Annotated in this window: 18 protein-coding genes; 7 read left to right on the forward strand and 11 right to left on the reverse strand. The window is 71.7% G+C overall.

Annotation, left to right across the window (positions count from 1 at the left end; translation table 11 throughout):
• Positions 1-40: 40 nt before the first annotated feature.
• Complete coding sequence (locus FQY64_RS09865) at positions 41-778, forward strand: pteridine reductase (protein ID WP_146474097.1); 738 nt, start codon at positions 41-43, stop codon at positions 776-778.
• 49 nt (positions 779-827) lie between these two features.
• Here the strand turns inward: FQY64_RS09865 and FQY64_RS09870 are convergent, their stop codons facing one another.
• The 5 genes from FQY64_RS09870 to tsaD all read right to left on the reverse strand — a co-directional run bounded on the left by FQY64_RS09870 (position 828) and on the right by tsaD (position 4858).
• On the reverse strand, positions 828-1460 hold the full coding sequence (locus FQY64_RS09870; protein ID WP_146474098.1) for an HAD-IB family hydrolase: 633 nt from the start codon (positions 1458-1460) through the stop codon (positions 828-830).
• Complete coding sequence (locus FQY64_RS09875; RefSeq protein WP_146474099.1) at positions 1460-2290, reverse strand: DUF6159 family protein; 831 nt, start codon at positions 2288-2290, stop codon at positions 1460-1462. Before FQY64_RS09875 ends, FQY64_RS09870 begins: the two co-directional genes overlap by 1 nt.
• 70 nt (positions 2291-2360) lie before the next feature.
• Complete coding sequence (gene folK, locus FQY64_RS09880) at positions 2361-2852, reverse strand: 2-amino-4-hydroxy-6-hydroxymethyldihydropteridine diphosphokinase (RefSeq protein WP_146474100.1); 492 nt, start codon at positions 2850-2852, stop codon at positions 2361-2363.
• Between the two features lie 2 nt (positions 2853-2854).
• Positions 2855-3214, reverse strand: a complete 360-nt coding sequence (folB, locus tag FQY64_RS09885; RefSeq protein ID WP_146474101.1) for a dihydroneopterin aldolase — start codon at positions 3212-3214, stop codon at positions 2855-2857.
• Between the two features lie 615 nt (positions 3215-3829).
• Entirely contained in the window at positions 3830-4858 is a 1029-nt protein-coding gene (tsaD, locus tag FQY64_RS09900; RefSeq protein ID WP_146474104.1) for a tRNA (adenosine(37)-N6)-threonylcarbamoyltransferase complex transferase subunit TsaD, read from the reverse strand.
• 90 nt (positions 4859-4948) lie between these two features.
• Here tsaD and rpsU point away from each other — a divergent pair, with 90 nt between their 5' ends.
• From rpsU to FQY64_RS09925, 5 genes are all read left to right on the forward strand, one after another.
• The gene (gene rpsU / locus FQY64_RS09905) at positions 4949-5164 is read left to right on the forward strand and encodes a 30S ribosomal protein S21 (protein WP_146474105.1); all 216 of its coding nucleotides are present in this window, start codon (positions 4949-4951) and stop codon (positions 5162-5164) included.
• 226 nt (positions 5165-5390) lie between these two features.
• Positions 5391-5837 carry a GatB/YqeY domain-containing protein gene (locus FQY64_RS09910; protein WP_146474106.1) on the forward strand — a complete coding sequence of 149 codons (447 nt, stop codon included), beginning with the start codon at positions 5391-5393 and terminating at the stop codon, positions 5835-5837.
• 5 nt (positions 5838-5842) lie between these two features.
• A complete protein-coding gene (locus tag FQY64_RS09915; RefSeq protein WP_146474107.1) occupies positions 5843-6331 on the forward strand; it encodes a GNAT family N-acetyltransferase in 489 nt (162 codons plus the stop codon).
• A gap of 391 nt (positions 6332-6722) precedes the next feature.
• Positions 6723-8459: a DNA primase gene (dnaG, locus tag FQY64_RS09920; protein WP_146474108.1), complete on the forward strand. Its 1737-nt coding sequence runs from the start codon at positions 6723-6725 to the stop codon at positions 8457-8459.
• Positions 8460-8533: 74 nt separating this feature from the next.
• Positions 8534-10528, forward strand: coding sequence for a S9 family peptidase (locus FQY64_RS09925; protein ID WP_146474109.1), 1995 nt, complete (start codon positions 8534-8536; stop codon positions 10526-10528).
• 54 nt (positions 10529-10582) lie between these two features.
• Here FQY64_RS09925 and FQY64_RS09930 read toward each other — a convergent pair whose 3' ends face one another.
• The 5 genes from FQY64_RS09930 to FQY64_RS09950 form a co-directional block, all read right to left on the reverse strand.
• On the reverse strand, positions 10583-10969 hold the full coding sequence (locus FQY64_RS09930) for a VOC family protein (protein ID WP_146474110.1): 387 nt from the start codon (positions 10967-10969) through the stop codon (positions 10583-10585).
• Positions 10966-11529: an SRPBCC family protein gene (locus FQY64_RS09935; RefSeq protein WP_146474111.1), complete on the reverse strand. Its 564-nt coding sequence runs from the start codon at positions 11527-11529 to the stop codon at positions 10966-10968. The genes FQY64_RS09930 and FQY64_RS09935 overlap by 4 nt, the downstream gene beginning before the upstream one ends.
• Complete coding sequence (locus FQY64_RS09940) at positions 11526-11858, reverse strand: VOC family protein (RefSeq protein ID WP_222431778.1); 333 nt, start codon at positions 11856-11858, stop codon at positions 11526-11528. The genes FQY64_RS09935 and FQY64_RS09940 overlap by 4 nt, the downstream gene beginning before the upstream one ends.
• Positions 11859-11886: 28 nt before the next feature.
• Positions 11887-12279: an ArsR/SmtB family transcription factor gene (locus FQY64_RS09945; RefSeq protein WP_146474112.1), complete on the reverse strand. Its 393-nt coding sequence runs from the start codon at positions 12277-12279 to the stop codon at positions 11887-11889.
• 283 nt (positions 12280-12562) lie between these two features.
• The gene (locus tag FQY64_RS09950) at positions 12563-13843 is read right to left on the reverse strand and encodes a Xaa-Pro dipeptidase (RefSeq protein WP_146474113.1); all 1281 of its coding nucleotides are present in this window, start codon (positions 13841-13843) and stop codon (positions 12563-12565) included.
• A gap of 141 nt (positions 13844-13984) precedes the next feature.
• On the opposite strand from FQY64_RS09950, the gene FQY64_RS09955 reads away from it, so the two are divergent.
• The gene (locus FQY64_RS09955) at positions 13985-15289 is read left to right on the forward strand and encodes a right-handed parallel beta-helix repeat-containing protein (RefSeq protein ID WP_146474114.1); all 1305 of its coding nucleotides are present in this window, start codon (positions 13985-13987) and stop codon (positions 15287-15289) included.
• A 21-nt stretch (positions 15290-15310) separates the two neighbouring features.
• Here FQY64_RS09955 and FQY64_RS09960 read toward each other — a convergent pair whose 3' ends face one another.
• Positions 15311-16123, reverse strand: a complete 813-nt coding sequence (locus FQY64_RS09960) for a TraB/GumN family protein (protein WP_146474115.1) — start codon at positions 16121-16123, stop codon at positions 15311-15313.
• Between the last annotated feature and the right edge of the window lie 61 nt (positions 16124-16184).

The raw sequence follows: 16184 nt of genomic DNA on the forward strand, positions 1-16184 counted from the left end.
ATGGGACACTAGCCGCCCGTTCCGTCACCGCAGCCGCCCAATGGCCCACGCTCCCGTCGCCCTGGTCACCGGCGCCGCCCGTCGCATCGGCGCGGCGATCGCGCGCCGGCTGCACGCCGCCGGCTACGACCTCGCGCTGCACTGCCGCCGCTCGCGGGACGAGCTGGCCGCGCTCGCCGACGAGCTCGAGCGTGGCCGTCCCGGCAGCGTGCTCACGCTGCAGGCCGATCTGGCCGAGTTCGACCGCCTGCCGGAGCTGGTCGCGCACACCCTCGGCCGCTTCGGCCGGCTGGATGCGCTCATCAACAACGCCTCCGCGTTCTACCCGACGCCGCTCGGCACCACCACGCCCGCGCAATGGGACGAGCTGTTCGCCAGCAACGCGCGCGCGCCGTTCTTCCTCGCCCAGGCCGCCGCGCCGCATCTGCGCGCCGCGCGCGGCGCGATCGTCAACCTCACCGACCTCTACGCCGAACGCCCGTTGCGCCAGCACACCGTGTACTGCATGGCGAAGGCGGCGCTGGCGATGCTGACCCGGTCGCTGGCGGTGGAACTGGCACCCGAGGTGCGGGTCAACGCGGTCGCGCCCGGCGCCATCCTCTGGCCGGAGGACGAGGACAACACCGAAGCGCAGAAGGCGATGCTCGCGCGCACTCCGCTCGGCCGCACCGGCACGCCGGAGGAAGTCGCCGAGGCGGTGCGCTGGCTGCTGCAGGACGCGCACTACAGCACCGGCCAGACGCTGCTGCTCGACGGCGGGCGCACGCTGCTGGGGTGAGTCGCGACGCCGGCCCGGCCCAACCTGCGCCACGGGCGAACCCGAGGAGCTAGGCTGCCGTTCGCAGCGCTTCGACCGGCAGGCCCGCCGGCAGCGGCCGGCCGCGGTAGTGGCGCTCGTGCGCCAGCGCCAGCAGGGCGAAGTCCTCGACCGAATCGCCGTAGGCGTGGATGCGGTCGAACGCGTCCAGCGCATACGCCGCACGCACGCGCCGCGCCTTCTCCTCGCCGACGCACTGCGCGCCGAGGTAGCGGCCGGTCAGGCGGCCGTCGCGCGCCTCCAGCGCGGAAGCGAGGCAGGCGATGCCCTGTGTTTCGCACCACGGCCGCAGCAGCCCCTCGAAGTTGCCGGACACCACGGCGACCGTGTCGCCGCGCGCACGATGCCAGTCGAGCCGCGCTGCCGCCTGCGGCCGCAACAGCGTCGGCAGCGCCTGCCCGACGAAGCGGCGCGCGCGCGCCTCGAACGTCGCCACCGGCATGCCGGTGAGCGCCACGCGCACCACCGCCGCGCGCACCGTCACGCCCGACACCCAGCCCAGCCGGTAGCCCGCCACCACGGGCGCCAGGCATGGCACGCCCAGTCGCCGTCGCAGCGGCGAGACCGCCGCCCGCACGAACGGCGGGAAGGTCTCGCAGCGGGTGAGGGTGCCGTCGAAGTCGAACAGCGCGAGATCGGCCATCAGCGCGGGGCGAACGCGCCTTCCAGCGCACGCGCCTCGAAGCCGGCCGGCGCGCGGCCGTCCTGCGCGTAGCGGTACAGCGCGGCGGAGTAGATGCCGCTCAGCGCCGCCTGGTAGATGCCCAGCAGCAGCACCGCCAGCACGAACGCGATCGCCACGCCGACCGCCAGCACGCCCGAGACCTGCGCGGCGAGGATCGCGGCGCCGATGCCGACCGCCACCACCGCGGCGGTGATCAGGCCGAACGCCGCGCCGATGCCGACCTGGCCGATCGCGTTCTCGCCCCAGGTGCGTTTGAGCAGTTCGATGCTGCGCTTGAGCGCCTCGATCGGGCCGACGTTCTGCGCGACCAGCACCGGCACCACCAGGAAGGTCGCCAGCGTCCACGCCGCGCCGAGCCCGCTGCCGATCAGCCGCACGACGAAGTTGTTGTCCTTGTTCTTCAGCGCCTGCAACAGCATGCCGACGGTGGCGGCGATCGCCGCGTAGCCGAGGATCGCCGGCAGCCGCGCGCGCGCCGCGCGCAGGCCGTCGGACACCGTCGGGTCACCGCCCTCCAGCCGGATCATCGCGGCGGCCACCAGCGCGGAGTTGAAGAAGATGATCACGCTGTACTGGCAGAAGTAGAACGCGAAGGCCAGCAGCGCGCCGCCCACGCCGAAGCCGTTCTCGAACACGCGCAGCGCGAAGGTCGGGATCGCGAACGTCGCCAGCACCAGCAGCGTGGCCAGGCCGGACAGCACCGGCAGCCACATCAGTTCCTTGTCGGAACGCAACACCGCCGCCGATGCCTTCACCAGCGTCCAACTGCGCGAGAACCTGTCGAACATGGGCCGTCTCCCCGGAAGCCGCTCGCATCCTCGAATGGGAGCGACACCGGCGCAAGCCCCGTTCGTCGCATCACGCCGACGGCAAGGTCACCACCCGCGCCGGTTCGTGCCGCTCCGGATGCGCTTCCCACAGCTCCGCCAGCGTGCGCTCCACGCCGGGCACCACCGCGTCGGGCGCGATCTCGGCCAGCGGGCGCAGCACGAACGCATGCTGCAGCTCGGGCCGCGGGATCTGCAGGCGGCCCGGCCCCTGCAGCGTCAGGTTGCCGTACAGCACCAGGTCGACGTCGAGCGTGCGGTTGCCGAAGCGCGGGCCGCTGCGGTCGCGGCCGTGCGCGTCCTCGAGGTCGTGCAGCCAGCGGTCGAGCGCGTACGGGTCGAGGTCGCTGTCGATCAGCGCGGCGGCATTGAGGAAATCCGGCCCGTCGAACCCGACCGCGCGCGTGCGGTAGACCGGCGACACCACCACCTCGCCGAAGCGCGCACGCAGCGCGCGGATCGCCTCGCGCAGATGGCGTTCGGGCTCCAGATTGCTGCCGAGACTGAGGTACGCCTTCGCCATCGTCACGACGCCGGACGGGAACGTTCGATCACCACCCCGACCGCGCGCGCGCCGCGCACCGCGCCGGGCTTGCTCAGCTTCAGCCGCAGCCAGCTCACCGCGAACTCGCGCAGGATCAGCTCGGCCACGCGCTCGGCCAGCGTCTCCACCAGCCCGAACCCCGACTGCTCGACATAGGCGATCACGCGCTTGCTCACCGCCTTGTAGTCCAGCGTGTCCTCGATGCGGTCGCTCGCCGCCGGCCGCCGGTTGTCGAACGCCATCTCGATGTCGAACACCAGCGGCTGCCGCACCCGCCGTTCCCAGTCGTAGATGCCGATCAGCGCCTCGATCTCGAGGCCTTCGATGAAGACGCGGTCCATGGGGGGGCGGGAATCGGGAATGGGGAATCGGGAATCGGGAATCGGGAATGGGGAATCGGGAACGGGGAACGGGGAACGGGGAACGGGAACGGGAACGGGAACGGGAACGGGAACGGGGAATCGGGAACCAGGAGTCGGGAATCGTAAAGAAAAGCGATGCGTTCCGACGGCGCCGAACCTATCCCGGCGCGGCTGCTCGCCAAGCCGCACGCGCCCGCTTCAAGGGGAGGCCGCAACGCCTTTCCCCCTCCCCTTCAAGGGAGGCCGCAACGCCTTTCCCCCTCCCCTTCAAGGGAGGCCGCAACGCCTTTCCCCCTCCCCTTCAAGGGGAGGGCCGGGGTGGGGATGGTGTTCCTTCGCACGCCCTCCCGACTTCCGCCTCATCGCAACACCATCCCCTCCCAAACCCTCCCCTTGAAGGGGAGGGCTCCGGGGACGGAGCAGGCAGCGCGACGCAGCGAACATGGCACACCCGACTCCGACTCCGACTCCCGACTCCCGACTCCGACTCCGACTCCGACTCCCGACTCCCGACTCCCGATTCCCGATTCCCGATTCCCCGCTCCCCGCTCCCCGCTCCCCGCTCCCCGCTCCCCGTTCCCCGTTCCCCGTTCCCTATCCCCGCCCCCCACGCACCTCCGGCAACCCCGCCATGTCCCACCGCGCATGCACTCGCACCGCGGCGTCGTCGTGCAGGCCGGCGGCCAGCCGCAGCGCGCCGGCGAAGGCGATCATCGCGCCGTTGTCGGTGCAGAACGCCGGCCGCGGGAAGCGCACGCGGGCGCCGCGGCGGGCGGTCATCGCCTCCAGCGCGGCGCGCAGGCGGCGGTTGGCGCCGACCCCGCCGGCGACGATCAGGGTGTCGTGGCCGGTGGCCTCCAGCGCGCGCTCGCACTTGATCGCCAGCGTCTCCACCACCGCCTCCTCGAACGCCCGCGCGATGTCGGCGCGGGTCTGCTCGCCCTGGTCGCTGCCCTGCCAGGCCAGCAGCACCTGGGTCTTGAGCCCGCTGAAGCTGAAGTCGAGCCCCGGGCGGTCGGTCATCGGCCGCGCGAACCGGAACGCGCCGGGGCGGCCCTGCTCCGCCAGCGCGGCGAGCTGCGGTCCGCCCGGGTACGGCAGGCCCATCAGCTTGGCGGTCTTGTCGAACGCCTCGCCGGCGGCATCGTCGAGCGTCTCGCCGAGCAGGCGGTAGCGGCCGATCGCCTCCACCGCGACGAGCTGGGTGTGGCCGCCGGACACCAGCAGCGCCACGAACGGCGGCCGCAGCGCCGGATCCTCCAGCAGCGGCGCCAGCAGGTGGCCTTCCATGTGGTGCACGCCGATCGCCGGCACCTGCAGCGCCCAGGCGAGCGCGCGCGCCACCCCGGCGCCGACCAGCAGCGCGCCGACCAGCCCGGGGCCGGCGGTGTAGGCCACCCCGTCGAGGTCCTCCACCCGCAGCCCGGCCTCGCCCAGCGTCTGCCGGATCAGCGGCAGCAGCTTGCGCACGTGGTCGCGGCTGGCCAGCTCGGGCACCACGCCGCCGTACTCGGCATGCAGCGCCACCTGGCTGTAGAGCGCGTGCGCGCGCAGCCCGGCGTCGGTGGCGTACACCGCCACCCCGGTCTCGTCGCAACTGGTTTCGATGCCGAGCACGTTCATGGGCGCTATGTTGCACCGCTGGAACGCGCGTCGCTATAATGCGCGGCTCCCCCGGCCCGAGCGGCCGGGCACCCGTTCCCCGAGACCCTTATGCCCAGCGTCAAAGTCCGCGAAAACGAGCCGTTCGAGTTTGCCCTGCGCCGCTTCAAGCGCACCTGCGAAAAGGCCGGCGTGCTGGCCGAGACCCGCAAGCGCGAGTTCTACGAGAAGCCGACGCAGGAGCGCAAGCGCAAGGCCGCGGCCGCGGTGAAGCGCCAGATGCGCCGCCAGTCGCGCGACGCCACCAAGCGCCAGCGCCTGTACTGAGCCGGCTCGCCGGGCGCCTTCGGGTGCCCGCCGGGTGACGGACGACGCGTGAAGCCGGCTGCGCCCCAGGCGCGCCGGCTTTTTGCGTTGGGCCCGGAGGGCCGGGATGCGCGATCGGGGATTCGTGAAGCGGATCCCTCCCGACCCACCTCCGGCCTGTCTGCTTCCCGCCAGGCTCCCGGCTCGAGCTCCTATCCCCAGTCCCACCAATCGAATCCCGACGCCTATGACCCTCAAACAGCGCCTGACCGACGACATGAAGGCCGCGATGAAGAGCGGCGACAAGGCCAGCCTCGGCGCGATCCGGCTGATCAACGCCGCGATCAAGCAGAAGGAGGTCGACGAACGCATCGAGCTGGACGATGCGGCGGTGATCGCCGTGCTCGACAAGATGGTCAAGCAGCGCCGCGACTCGATCGCGCAGTACCAGGCCGCCGGCCGCGCCGATCTGGCCGAGGCCGAGCAGGCCGAGATCGCGGTGATCGAACGCTACCTGCCGGCCAAGCTGGGCGAGGCCGAGCTGCAGGCCGCGGTGCAGGCGGCGATCGCCGAAACCGGCGCCAGCGGCCCCGCCGACATGGGCAAGGTGATGGGCGTGCTGAAGCCCCGGCTCGCCGGCCAGGCCGACATGGGCCAGGTCTCCGCGCTGGTGAAGAAGGCGCTGGCGGGCTGAGCGCGATGGACGCCGGCATCGTGCTGCGCCCCGCCGTCCGCGCGGACGTGCCGCTGATCCTCGCCTTCATCCGCGAATTGGCCGAGTACGAGAAGCTCGCGCACGAGGTGGTCGCCGACGAGGCGGGTCTGGCCGGGCAGCTCTTCGGCGAGCGCCCGGCCGCCGAAGTGGTGATCGCCGAGGCGGACGGCCAGCCGGCCGGCTTCGCGTTGTTCTTCCACAATTTCTCGACCTTCCTCGGCCGCCGCGGGCTGTACCTCGAGGACCTGTACGTGCGCCCGGCGTTCCGCGGCCGCGGCCTGGGCCTGGCGCTGATGCGGCATCTGGCGCGGCTGGCGGTCGAACGCGGCTGCGGCCGCTTCGAGTGGTCGGTGCTCGACTGGAACATGCCGGCGATCGCCTTCTATCGCCGCCTCGGCGCGGTCGGCCTGGAGGACTGGACAGTCCAGCGCCTCAGCGGCGAGGCGCTGCGGCGGCTGGCGGCCGAGGGCTGACGCGGGCCGGCACGCACGTCGAAGTGCGCGCCAAGCCCCATCCCGTCGCCCCGGCGAACGCCGGGGCCCAATTTCCCTGAGCACCCAAACAAGGGGTCCCGGCCTGCGCCGGGACGACGAGCCGTTGATCCGCAGCACCATCGAACTCACGCGCCAAGGCCTCCCCCCGTCGCCCCGGCGGACGCCGGGGCCCATTGTCCACGGCCACTCAACAATAGGTTCCAACCTGCGCCGGGGCGGCGCGCTGCCAATTCGGCAACAGGTGAGTCCGGCGCCGCTTCGACAAGAGGTCAAGTCCGGCGCCGCGGATCGCACGTGCGGCGTGGCGCCTACCGCCTGCGCTGACACCCCGCAGCCCGCCGGCCACCCCCGCGAATGCGATCATGTGCCGATGGCCCGCATCCCCGACGCCTTCATCGACGAGCTGCTGGCGCGCACCGACATCGTCGAGGTGGTCGGCGCGCGCGTGCCGTTGAAGCGGCAGGGGCGCGAGTATTCGGCGCGCTGCCCGTTCCACGACGAACGCTCGCCGTCGTTCTACGTCTCGCCGACCAAGCAGTTCTACCACTGCTTCGGCTGCGGCGCGCACGGCACCGCGCTGAGCTTCCTGATGAACTACGACCGCCTCGAATTCCTCGATGCGGTCGAGGAACTCGCGCGCCGGGTGGGCATGGACGTGCCGCGCGACACGCGCAGCCGCAACGAGAATCCGGACACGCGCGACCTGTACGCGGCGCTGGAGGCGGCATCGAAATTCTTCCAGAAGCAGTTGGCCGCCACCGAACGCGCGCGGCGCTATCTCGATGCGCGCGGCGTCGACGAGGCCACCCGCGCGCGCTTCGCGATCGGCTACGCGCCCGACGGCTTCAACGCGCTGCGCGATGCGCTCGGCACCGACGCGCGCCGGATGGCGCTGCTCGAACGCGCCGGGCTGTTCTCGAAGAACGATGCCGGCCGCGTGTACGACAAGTTCCGCGACCGGGTGATGTTCCCGATCCACGACCGCCGCGGCCGGGTGATCGCGTTCGGCGGCCGCATCCTGGAGAAGAAGGACGACGCGCCGAAATATCTCAATTCGCCGGAGACCGCGCTGTTCCACAAAGGCCGCGAGCTGTACGGCCTGTGGCAGGTGCGGCAGGCGCACGCGCGCATCCCGCGGCTGATCGTGGTCGAGGGCTACATGGACGTGGTCGCGCTGTTCCAGCACGGCATCGACACCGCGGTGGCGACGCTCGGCACCGCGACCACGCCGGACCACGCCGAGCTGCTGTTCCGCAACGCACCGGATGTCTACTTCTGTTTCGACGGCGACCGCGCCGGACGTGCGGCGGCATGGAAGGCGGTCGAGTCGGTGCTGCCGCGCATGAAGGACGGCCGCCAGGCGTTCTTCCTGTTCCTGCCGGAGGGCGAGGATCCGGACACCCTCGTGCGCAACGAGGGCCGCGCCGGCTTCGAGGCGCGGCTGGCGCAGGCCACGCCGCTGTCGCAGTTCTTCTTCGACACGCTCGCCCACGACGTCAATCTCGCCACGCTGGAAGGCAAGGGCCGGCTCGCCGAGCGCGCCAAGCCGCTGCTGGCGCAGATTCCCGATGGCGCGTTCCGCGACCTGATGCAGCAACGCCTGACCGAGCTCACCGGCGTGGGCGCACGCACCGCGTCGCCGCAGACGCACGTGCCCGCGCAGCCGGCGCGTGGCGCGCGACCGGCCGCCCTGCCTGCGCCCAAACGCAGCCTGGTGCGCAGCGCGATCGCGCTGCTGCTGCAGAAGCCGGCGCTGGCGCTGGATCTCGCACTGCCGCTCGCCTTCGCGCCGCTGCGTCAGCCCGGCGTGCCGCTGCTGGTCGAGATCGTCCAACTGGTCCACGCGCGCCCGGAGATCACCACCGGCGTGCTGATCGAGCACTTCGCCGGCCGCGAGGAGCACGCCGCGCTGCAGAAGCTCGCGCTGCAGGAGGTTCCGGGCGACGAGACGGCCTGGCGGGCGGAATGGCGGGATACGGTGGCCCGGCTGGAGCGCCAGACCCTCGAGCAGCGCATCGAGGAACTGCAGGCGCGGATCGCCGAACTGGACGATGCGGAGAAATCCGAGTTGCGCGCGCTGCTCGCCGCACGCGTGCAGCGGCGCTGAGCGGCAGTTCCCGACCCCCGGCAAGGCCGCCCGGCGCTAAGCTCGGCGTTCCGTCCGCCGAGGCCACGTTGCGCATGATCCGTCCGCTGCCCCTCGCCCTCACCACCACCCTCGCCTTGGCCTGCGCGCTGCCGGCGCAGGCGCAGAGCGCCGCCGCGGCGCCCGTCCAGCGCGAGCACGCCGGCAACCGCATCAGCGAGAACATTCCGCCGATACCGGCGGAGCTGCTGGAACGCCTGGACCGTTACCAGAACACGCGCGGCGCCAGCTTCGCCGGCTGGACCCGCGAAGGCTGCATCCTGATCGGCACGCGCTTCGCCGAAACCGTGCAGGCGCACCGCGTCTGCCAGCCGCTGGGGATGCGCGAGCAGCTCACCTACTACCCCGAGCCGCTCGATGCGCTGGAAACCGCGCCGGCCACCTCCAGGCTGGACGGTTTCGTGTTCGGCAAGGACGTCGGCGGCAACGAGTTCTGGCAATTGCACTGGTTCGACCTCGGCTCGCGCGAGACGGTGCTGCTCACCGACGGCAAGGCGCGCAATTCCTCGCCGCTGTTCTCGCGCGACGGCGCGCGCTTCGCGTTCAGCAGCACCGCGCGCAATGGCACCGACACCGACGTCTGGGTGATGGACTTCGCCTCCCGCCGGGCCAAACCGGTGGTGACCGAGGGCGGCCAGTGGACCGCGCTCGATTTCTCGCCCGACGGCACGCGCCTGCTGGTGTCGAAGTACGTCTCGGCGAGCGAGTCGTATCCGGGCGTGGTCGATCTGGCCACCGGCGCGCTGCGGCTGTTCCCGGTCGAAGGCGGCAAGGCGGCGTTCGAAGGCTTCCGCTTCGCGCCCGACGGCCGCGGCGTGTACTTCGTCTCCGACGAGCCGGTGGACGGCAAGCCGAGCGAGTTCAGGCGCCTGCGTCACCACGATCCCGCCAGCGGCCGGGTGACCGTGCTCAGCCGCGACATCCCCTGGGACGTCGAGCGCTTCGCGCTCTCCGACGACGGCCGCCATCTCGCCTTCGTCACCAACGAGGACGGCATCGGCAAGTTGCACGTGCTGACCGTGCCCGAGCACCGCGCGGTGCCGCTGCCCGCGATTCCGCTCGGGGTGATCGGCGAGCTCGGCTTCTCGCCCGACGGCAGGCGGCTGGCCTTCAGCCTGAACTCGGCGACCTCGCCGAGCGACGTGTACGTGATCGAGCTCGACGCGCGCACGCTGACGCGCTGGACGCGCAGCGAGGTCGGCGGGCTGGATGCGTCGAAGTTCGTCTCGCCCACGCTGATCCGCTACCGCAGCTTCGACGGGCGCAGCATCCCGGCGTTCCACTACCGCCCGGCGCAGGTGCCTGCCGGGAAAAAGGTGCCGGTCGTCATCCAGATCCACGGCGGTCCGGAAGCGCAGGCGCTGCCGACGTTCAACCCGACCATCCAGTACCTGGTCAACGAGATGGGCGTGGCGGTGCTGGTGCCCAACGTGCGCGGCTCGTCGGGCTACGGCAAGACCTATCTTGGCCTCGACAACGGCGCCAGGCGCGAGGATTCCGTCCGCGACATCGGCGCGCTGCTGGACTGGATCGCGGACCAGCCGGAGCTCGACGCCGGGCGCGTCGGCGTGTACGGCGGCAGCTACGGCGGCTACATGGTGCTGGCCAGCCTCACCCGCTTCCCCGATCGGATCAAGGCCGGCGTGGACATCGTCGGCATCTCGCACTTCGGCACGTTCCTGAAGAACACCGAAAGCTACCGCCGCGACCTGCGCCGCGCCGAATACGGCGACGAGCGCGATCCGACGATGGCCGCGGTGTTCGAGCGCATCTCGCCGCTGAACAACGCCGGCCGCATCCGCGCGCCGCTGTTCGTCGCGCAGGGCAGGAACGACCCGCGCGTGCCGTACACGGAAGCGGAGCAGATCGTGAAGGCGGTGCGCGGCAACGGGCAACCGGTGTGGTACCTGCTGTTCGCCGACGAGGGCCACGGTTTCCGCAAGAAGCGCAACAACGACTACTTCACCGCGGCGACGATGCTGTTCTGGCAGCAGCATCTGATCGGCGAAGCGGGCGCGGCGGCGCGCTGAAAGGCCGTTCTTCCGCGAAGGCCGGGCCCGCTCCGGCCTTCGCGTTCAAGACGGTCAGCGCAGACCGAGCTGCCAGGACACGCCGAAGCGGTCGTTGCACCAGCCGAAGCGCGCGCTGAAGTCGTAGGCGTCCAGCGGCATCAGCACCTGGCCGCCCTCCGAGAGCCGGGCGAACGCGCGCTCCAGCGCCTGCGCGCTTTCCCAGTCCACCCACACCGACAGCGCCGGCGTGAAGCCGAACGCGTGCGCGACCGGGCTGTCGAAGGCGATCAGGCGATGCCCGCCGAGCCGCCAATCGGCCCGCTTGATGCGCCCTGCGACGTCGCCATCCGGCCAGCGTTCGATCCGCTCGATGGTCAGGTCCTCGAACACCTGCGCGTACAGCGCGAGCGCCTCTTCGGCACGGCCTTCGAACATCAGCACGGTCGCGGCACGGCTCATCGCGCCACCTCGCCGTCCAGACGGCGCGCGTACTCGGCTTCGAGGCGGACGAACGACCGCCAGAAGCCTTCCGGCTCGCGCCCTTCAAGCCGTGCCCGGAGCACGCCCAGATGCGCGTGCCAGCCTGCGGCGACGCTGAGCCGCGTCGCGGCCGAGAGCAGCCGCCGATGCGTCACCACCAGCCGCACCTTCGCACCGACCGACGCCAGCTCGAAGCGCACTTCGGATTCGTCGCCGTCCGCTTCCGGCCAGGTGTAGGCGAGCAGGCGCGGCGGATCGCAGGCGGTGACGCGCCCCTCGAATCGGCACTCGTCGGCGATGTCGGCGTACTTCGCCGGTGGCGGGTCGTCGTCCTGCGTGAGCGTGTTGTTGCGGAACACGTGCTCGACGCGGCCGCCGACGCGCAGCTCCATCGCGCCGGCCGCAAGCCAGGTGGCGCGCGCGTCCGGGTCGGTCAGGTAATGCCATACGCGCTCGATCGGGCCGGGCAGCAGGCGCTCGAGGCGCACGCCGTCCGTATCGACCGGCGTGCCGTAGGCGGGTTCGGGGGATACGGTCATGACACGGGCTCCTCTCGCAGGAGGTGGACGATGCCGGCCGGGTTGCTGATCCAGCAGGCGGACAGGTCCGGCGGCAGCGCTTCGATGGCGTCGCACCGCACCACGCCTGCGCTCTGCAGGCGCGCCGCGGCACGCGCCAGGTCCGGTGTCCGCAGTTCGAGCCAGAGCTCGGCGTGACCGATCTGCGGCACCGGGTCGATCCACAGCCGGAGCGCACCGAACGCGAAACAGGCCGAGGGCGGTGCGACCTCGATCGGCGGCAGCCCGACCGTATCGCGATAGAAGCGCACCGTTGCGTCGAACCGATGCAACGGCACCTTCATCGCCACGTTGTCTCCGGCGACGAAGCGGGGATGCTCAACGTCCACGGCGTCCTCCCCGGGTGCGCGCGACGCCGGTACGGCGCGTCGTCGCGTTGCGGGCGGCCGCGTCCTGCTCGCGCAGCACGGCCTCGAGCTGGTCCAGCCGCGCATTCCAGAAGCGTTCGTAGTGACGCAGCCACTCCATGCCGGCGTGCAGCGGGCGCGCGTCGAGCCGGCACAGATGGGTGCGGCCCTGCACCTCGCGCTGCACCAGCCCCGCGCGCTCCAGCATGCGGATGTGCTTGGAGGCGGCGGCCAGCGACATCGCCAGCGGCGCGGCCAGCTCGCCGACGCTGAGCGGACCGCGCGCGAGACGGCCGAGCATGGCGCGGCGGGTGGGATCGGCGAGCGCCTGGAACAGATCGTCGAGCGGGTTATCTTCAACCATGAGGTTGAATGTAGATCCGCACCGGAGCAATGTCAACCTCGTGGTTGAATATTGGCGGTAGCGCGGAAAAAACCGGCGGCGGTTCAGCGGCCGCCCTGACGGTCCCGTTCGAGCAACCGCGGTGCGTGCGGGTACCGGTCGCGGCCGAAGCCGCTCCTCCACACGCCCGCGGTCGCGCGGCATGGGATGCGGGACGAGTCCCGCCCTACGCGCTTGCGGCGGGTGACGGGGTGAGGCGTGGCGGGCCGTTGCGCAGGCGCGATCGGCTGCAGGCGCCGCCGCGTCAGCGCGCGTCCTTCACCACCTCGCCCCCCTTCATCACGAACGGCACGTTTTCCAGCACGCGCACGTCCTGCGTCGGATCGGCCGGCACCGCGATCAGATCGGCCCAGCGGCCGGCTTCGAGCACGCCGACGTCGTCGCGGCCGAGCGCCTCGGCGGCGTTGAGCGTGGCGCTGCGGATCGCTTCCAGCGGCGTCATCCCGTAGCGCACCATCACCGCGAACTGCCTGGCGTTGTCGCCGTGCGGATAGATGCCGGCGTCGGTGCCGTACACCATCTTCACTCCGGCGCGATGCGCGCGGCGGAAGTTCTCGCGCTGGATGTCGGCGACCTCGCGATCCTTGCGCAGGTTGTCCTCCAGCACGCCGTTCCGGCGCCCCTCGGCCTGCGTGTAGTCGGTGTTGTAGATGTCCATCGACAGCCAGGCGCCGTGCTGCTTCGCAAGCCGGATGCCTTCGGCGTCGATCAGGCTGGCGTGCTCGATGGTGTCCACGCCGGCGCGGATCGCGTCGCGGATGCCGGCGGCGCCGTGCGCATGCGCGGCCACCTTCAGGCCCTGCATGTGGGCCTCGTCGACGATCGCCTTCATCTCCTCGTAGCCGAGCTGCTGCTGACCCGGCTCGGTGTTGCGCGAGAACACGCCGCCGGTGGCGCAGATCTTGATGACCTGCGCGCCGTACTTGCGCAGCGTGCGCACCACCTTGCGCGCCTCGTCCGGGCTGTCGGCGTTGAACGGGCTCTTCTGGTCCATCGACGGCGGGTAGTAGGTCGAATCGCAATGCCCGCCGGTGGCGCCGAACGAGTACGCGGCGGTGACGATGCGCGGGCCGCGCAGCTTGCCCTCGTCGATCGCCTGGCGCAGGCCGACGTCGTTCCATGCGTCCGCGCCGACGTTGCGCACGGTGGTGAAGCCGGCCATCAGCGTCCGCTCCGCGTGCGGCACGGCCAGCACCGACCAGAAGCGGTCGTTGAACTGCAGGCCGGTATAGCCGCCGTAGCTCGGGTCGCTGTCCAGGTGCACGTGCATGTCGATCAGGCCGGGCAGCACGGTCATGCCGGGCAGCTCGACGCGGCGCGCGTCGGCCGGCACCGGATCGCCCGCGCGACCGACCGCGGCGATGCGGCCGTCGCGGATCAGCAGTTGCGGACGCTCGACCATGCGCCCGCTGCGCACGTCGAGCATGCGGTCGGCGGTGACGACGACATCGCCGGGCTGCGCCGAGGCGAGCGGCGACAGCGCGAGCCCCAGCAGGGCAAGACAGGTGGCGCGTAGACGGAACATGGCGGCTCCAGGAAGGGAGCGGTCGAGGATACCCGGCCGCGGGCCGGCGCCCAGTGCCGTCCGGCAACCGTGCAGGGACGTTATCGCGCGCCTTACACCGGTCGGATCGCACGCTTGAAGGCCCGGCCTCGAGAGGTCGCCATGTCCCCAACGCTCCCGTCCCGCGCGCCGCTCGCGCCGACGCTCGTCCTGCTCGCGCTCGCCGCTCCGGCCTACGGCGCCACCATCCCCGTGACCACCTGCGCCGACAGCGGACCCGGCAGCCTGCGAAACGCCGCCGCGGTCGCCCAGGACGGCGACGTGATCGACCTGCGCGGGCTCGCCTGCTCGCGGATCCTGCTCACCAGCGGCCCGGTGATCTTCGACCAGTTCACGGTCACCCTGCAGGGCCCGGGCCACGCGCGGCTGGCCATCGACGGCGGCAACCGCAGCGCCGTGCTGCGGCATCACATCACCGGCACCGGCGGCAGCGGACGCCTCATCCGGATCCGCGACCTCACCGTGCGCTGGGGCCGGCTCGAGACCACCGGACCGGAGGTCTACGGCGCCTGCATCTACTCCGGCGGCAGCGTCGAGCTGGAGCGCGTGCACGTCCATCACTGCACGGCCAGCGGCGCCCGGTACATCGCCGGCGCCGGCGTGGCGGCCCGCCGCAACCTGCGCCTGATCCGCAGCGAGGTGTACGCCAACCGCGCCGTGCACCTCTCGCCCAGCGCGGTCTCCTACGGCGGCGGGGCGTACGGCGGCTGGCGCCTGCTGCTCGACCACAGCCGGGTATGCGGCAACCAGGCGCAGGAGGGCGGCGGCGGCGCCACCGCCGAACTGACCTCGCGCTACTCCACGGTCAGCCACAACACCGGCGGCGGGATGACGATGACCAGCGGCCGGGTCGAGACGTCGACGTTCTCGCACAACACCGGCTATGGCCTGCTCGTCAGCGGCGGTGTGGTGATGAACTCGACGTTCTCGAGCAACCGCGGTCCGGGCTTGATCGTTCAAGGCGGAGCCTTCTGGCAGAACACGGTCGCCTACAACGTGATTCCGCGTGTCGACGGTGTCTGCCGTGGCGGCATCGACGTGCAGAACGCCTACATCCAGTTGCGCGGCAATCTGTCGGCGTACAACACCTGCGATGGCATCCCGCTCGACTTGCGCGCGTGGTACATGCAGACCTACAGCCCGACCTCGCGAAACCTGGTCATGTACTCGAGGCTGGAAGCCGGCAGCGAGTCGCTGCCACCCGATACGCTCACCGCGGACCCACGCCTGTTGCCGCTCGCCGACAACGGCGGCCCGACGCTGACGCACGCGCTGCGTCCGGACAGCCCGGCGCTGGATCGGGGCTCCTCCGCCGAGGTCGGACCCTACGACCAGCGTGGACCGGGCTTCCAACGGCGCGTCAGGGGTTATGCGGACATCGGCGCCTACGAGCTGCAGTCCCGCTGAGCAGGCCGCGGCGGCGTCGGCTCAGCGCAGCACCGCGGCGGGCGTCAACTGCGGCAGCACCAGGCGGTAATGCCATGGCTGGTGGTCGTCCAGCGGCCGGGAGCGCGCTGCGCTGGCCGGAATCGCCTGCACGCCGCAGCGACCGGCCGACGCGCACGCCCAGAACGCACCCTGCCGTGCGGTGACCTCGACGGTGTACGGCATGAGGTCGGCAAGATGCGCCGCCATCGGCGTCTGCAGTGCCTTCGGCCAGCGGGGCCCTTCGGGCCGCACGCGCATCGCGTGCACGTTGCCGACCACCGCGATCACCCGCCCGCGCGGCAGCGCCGCCGCCACCGCACGCAGGGTCCTGGCCATCCGGCGGTCGCGCCACGCGGCATCGCCACGCGACTGCTCCACATCGATCAGCACCACCGCGACGTCGCGTCCGTGGCGTCGCAGGACGCGCACCTGCTCGATCAGCTCGACCACCGCCTGGTTGCGGCGTCCGTCGTGCGCCGGTGCCGGCGGGCGCAGGAACCGCTCCGCCAGCAACTGCCGACGTGCCTGCGCGCTGCCGTCGGTGGCGAGGTACCGGCGGACGGCGGCGTTGCCGTCGCGCGGCAGTTCCAGCGCGATCACCACCGGCTCTCCCGCGGCGGTGTAACGCTGCGCGAGCGCGCCCGCGAGCGCAGGCACCTCGCGCGTGCCGTGCAGCTCGCCCAGCACGATCAGGCGGTGCCCACCCACTGCCGCCTGCAGCGTCGCCGCCGACGCCTCGGGCGGCTCAACCGCAGTCGCCAGCGCGCTGCACGGCAACATCGCCGCCAACATCCATCCCTGCCATGCCTTCATCATGCCCTCCTACGGCTCGGCTGCAGAGGTTGGGGTGGTTCGGCCTTCTTCAACGATCACG

This window comes from Vulcaniibacterium thermophilum, from assembly GCF_007923255.1.
Taxonomy (GTDB): Bacteria; Pseudomonadota; Gammaproteobacteria; order Xanthomonadales; family Xanthomonadaceae; genus Lysobacter_F; species Lysobacter_F thermophilum.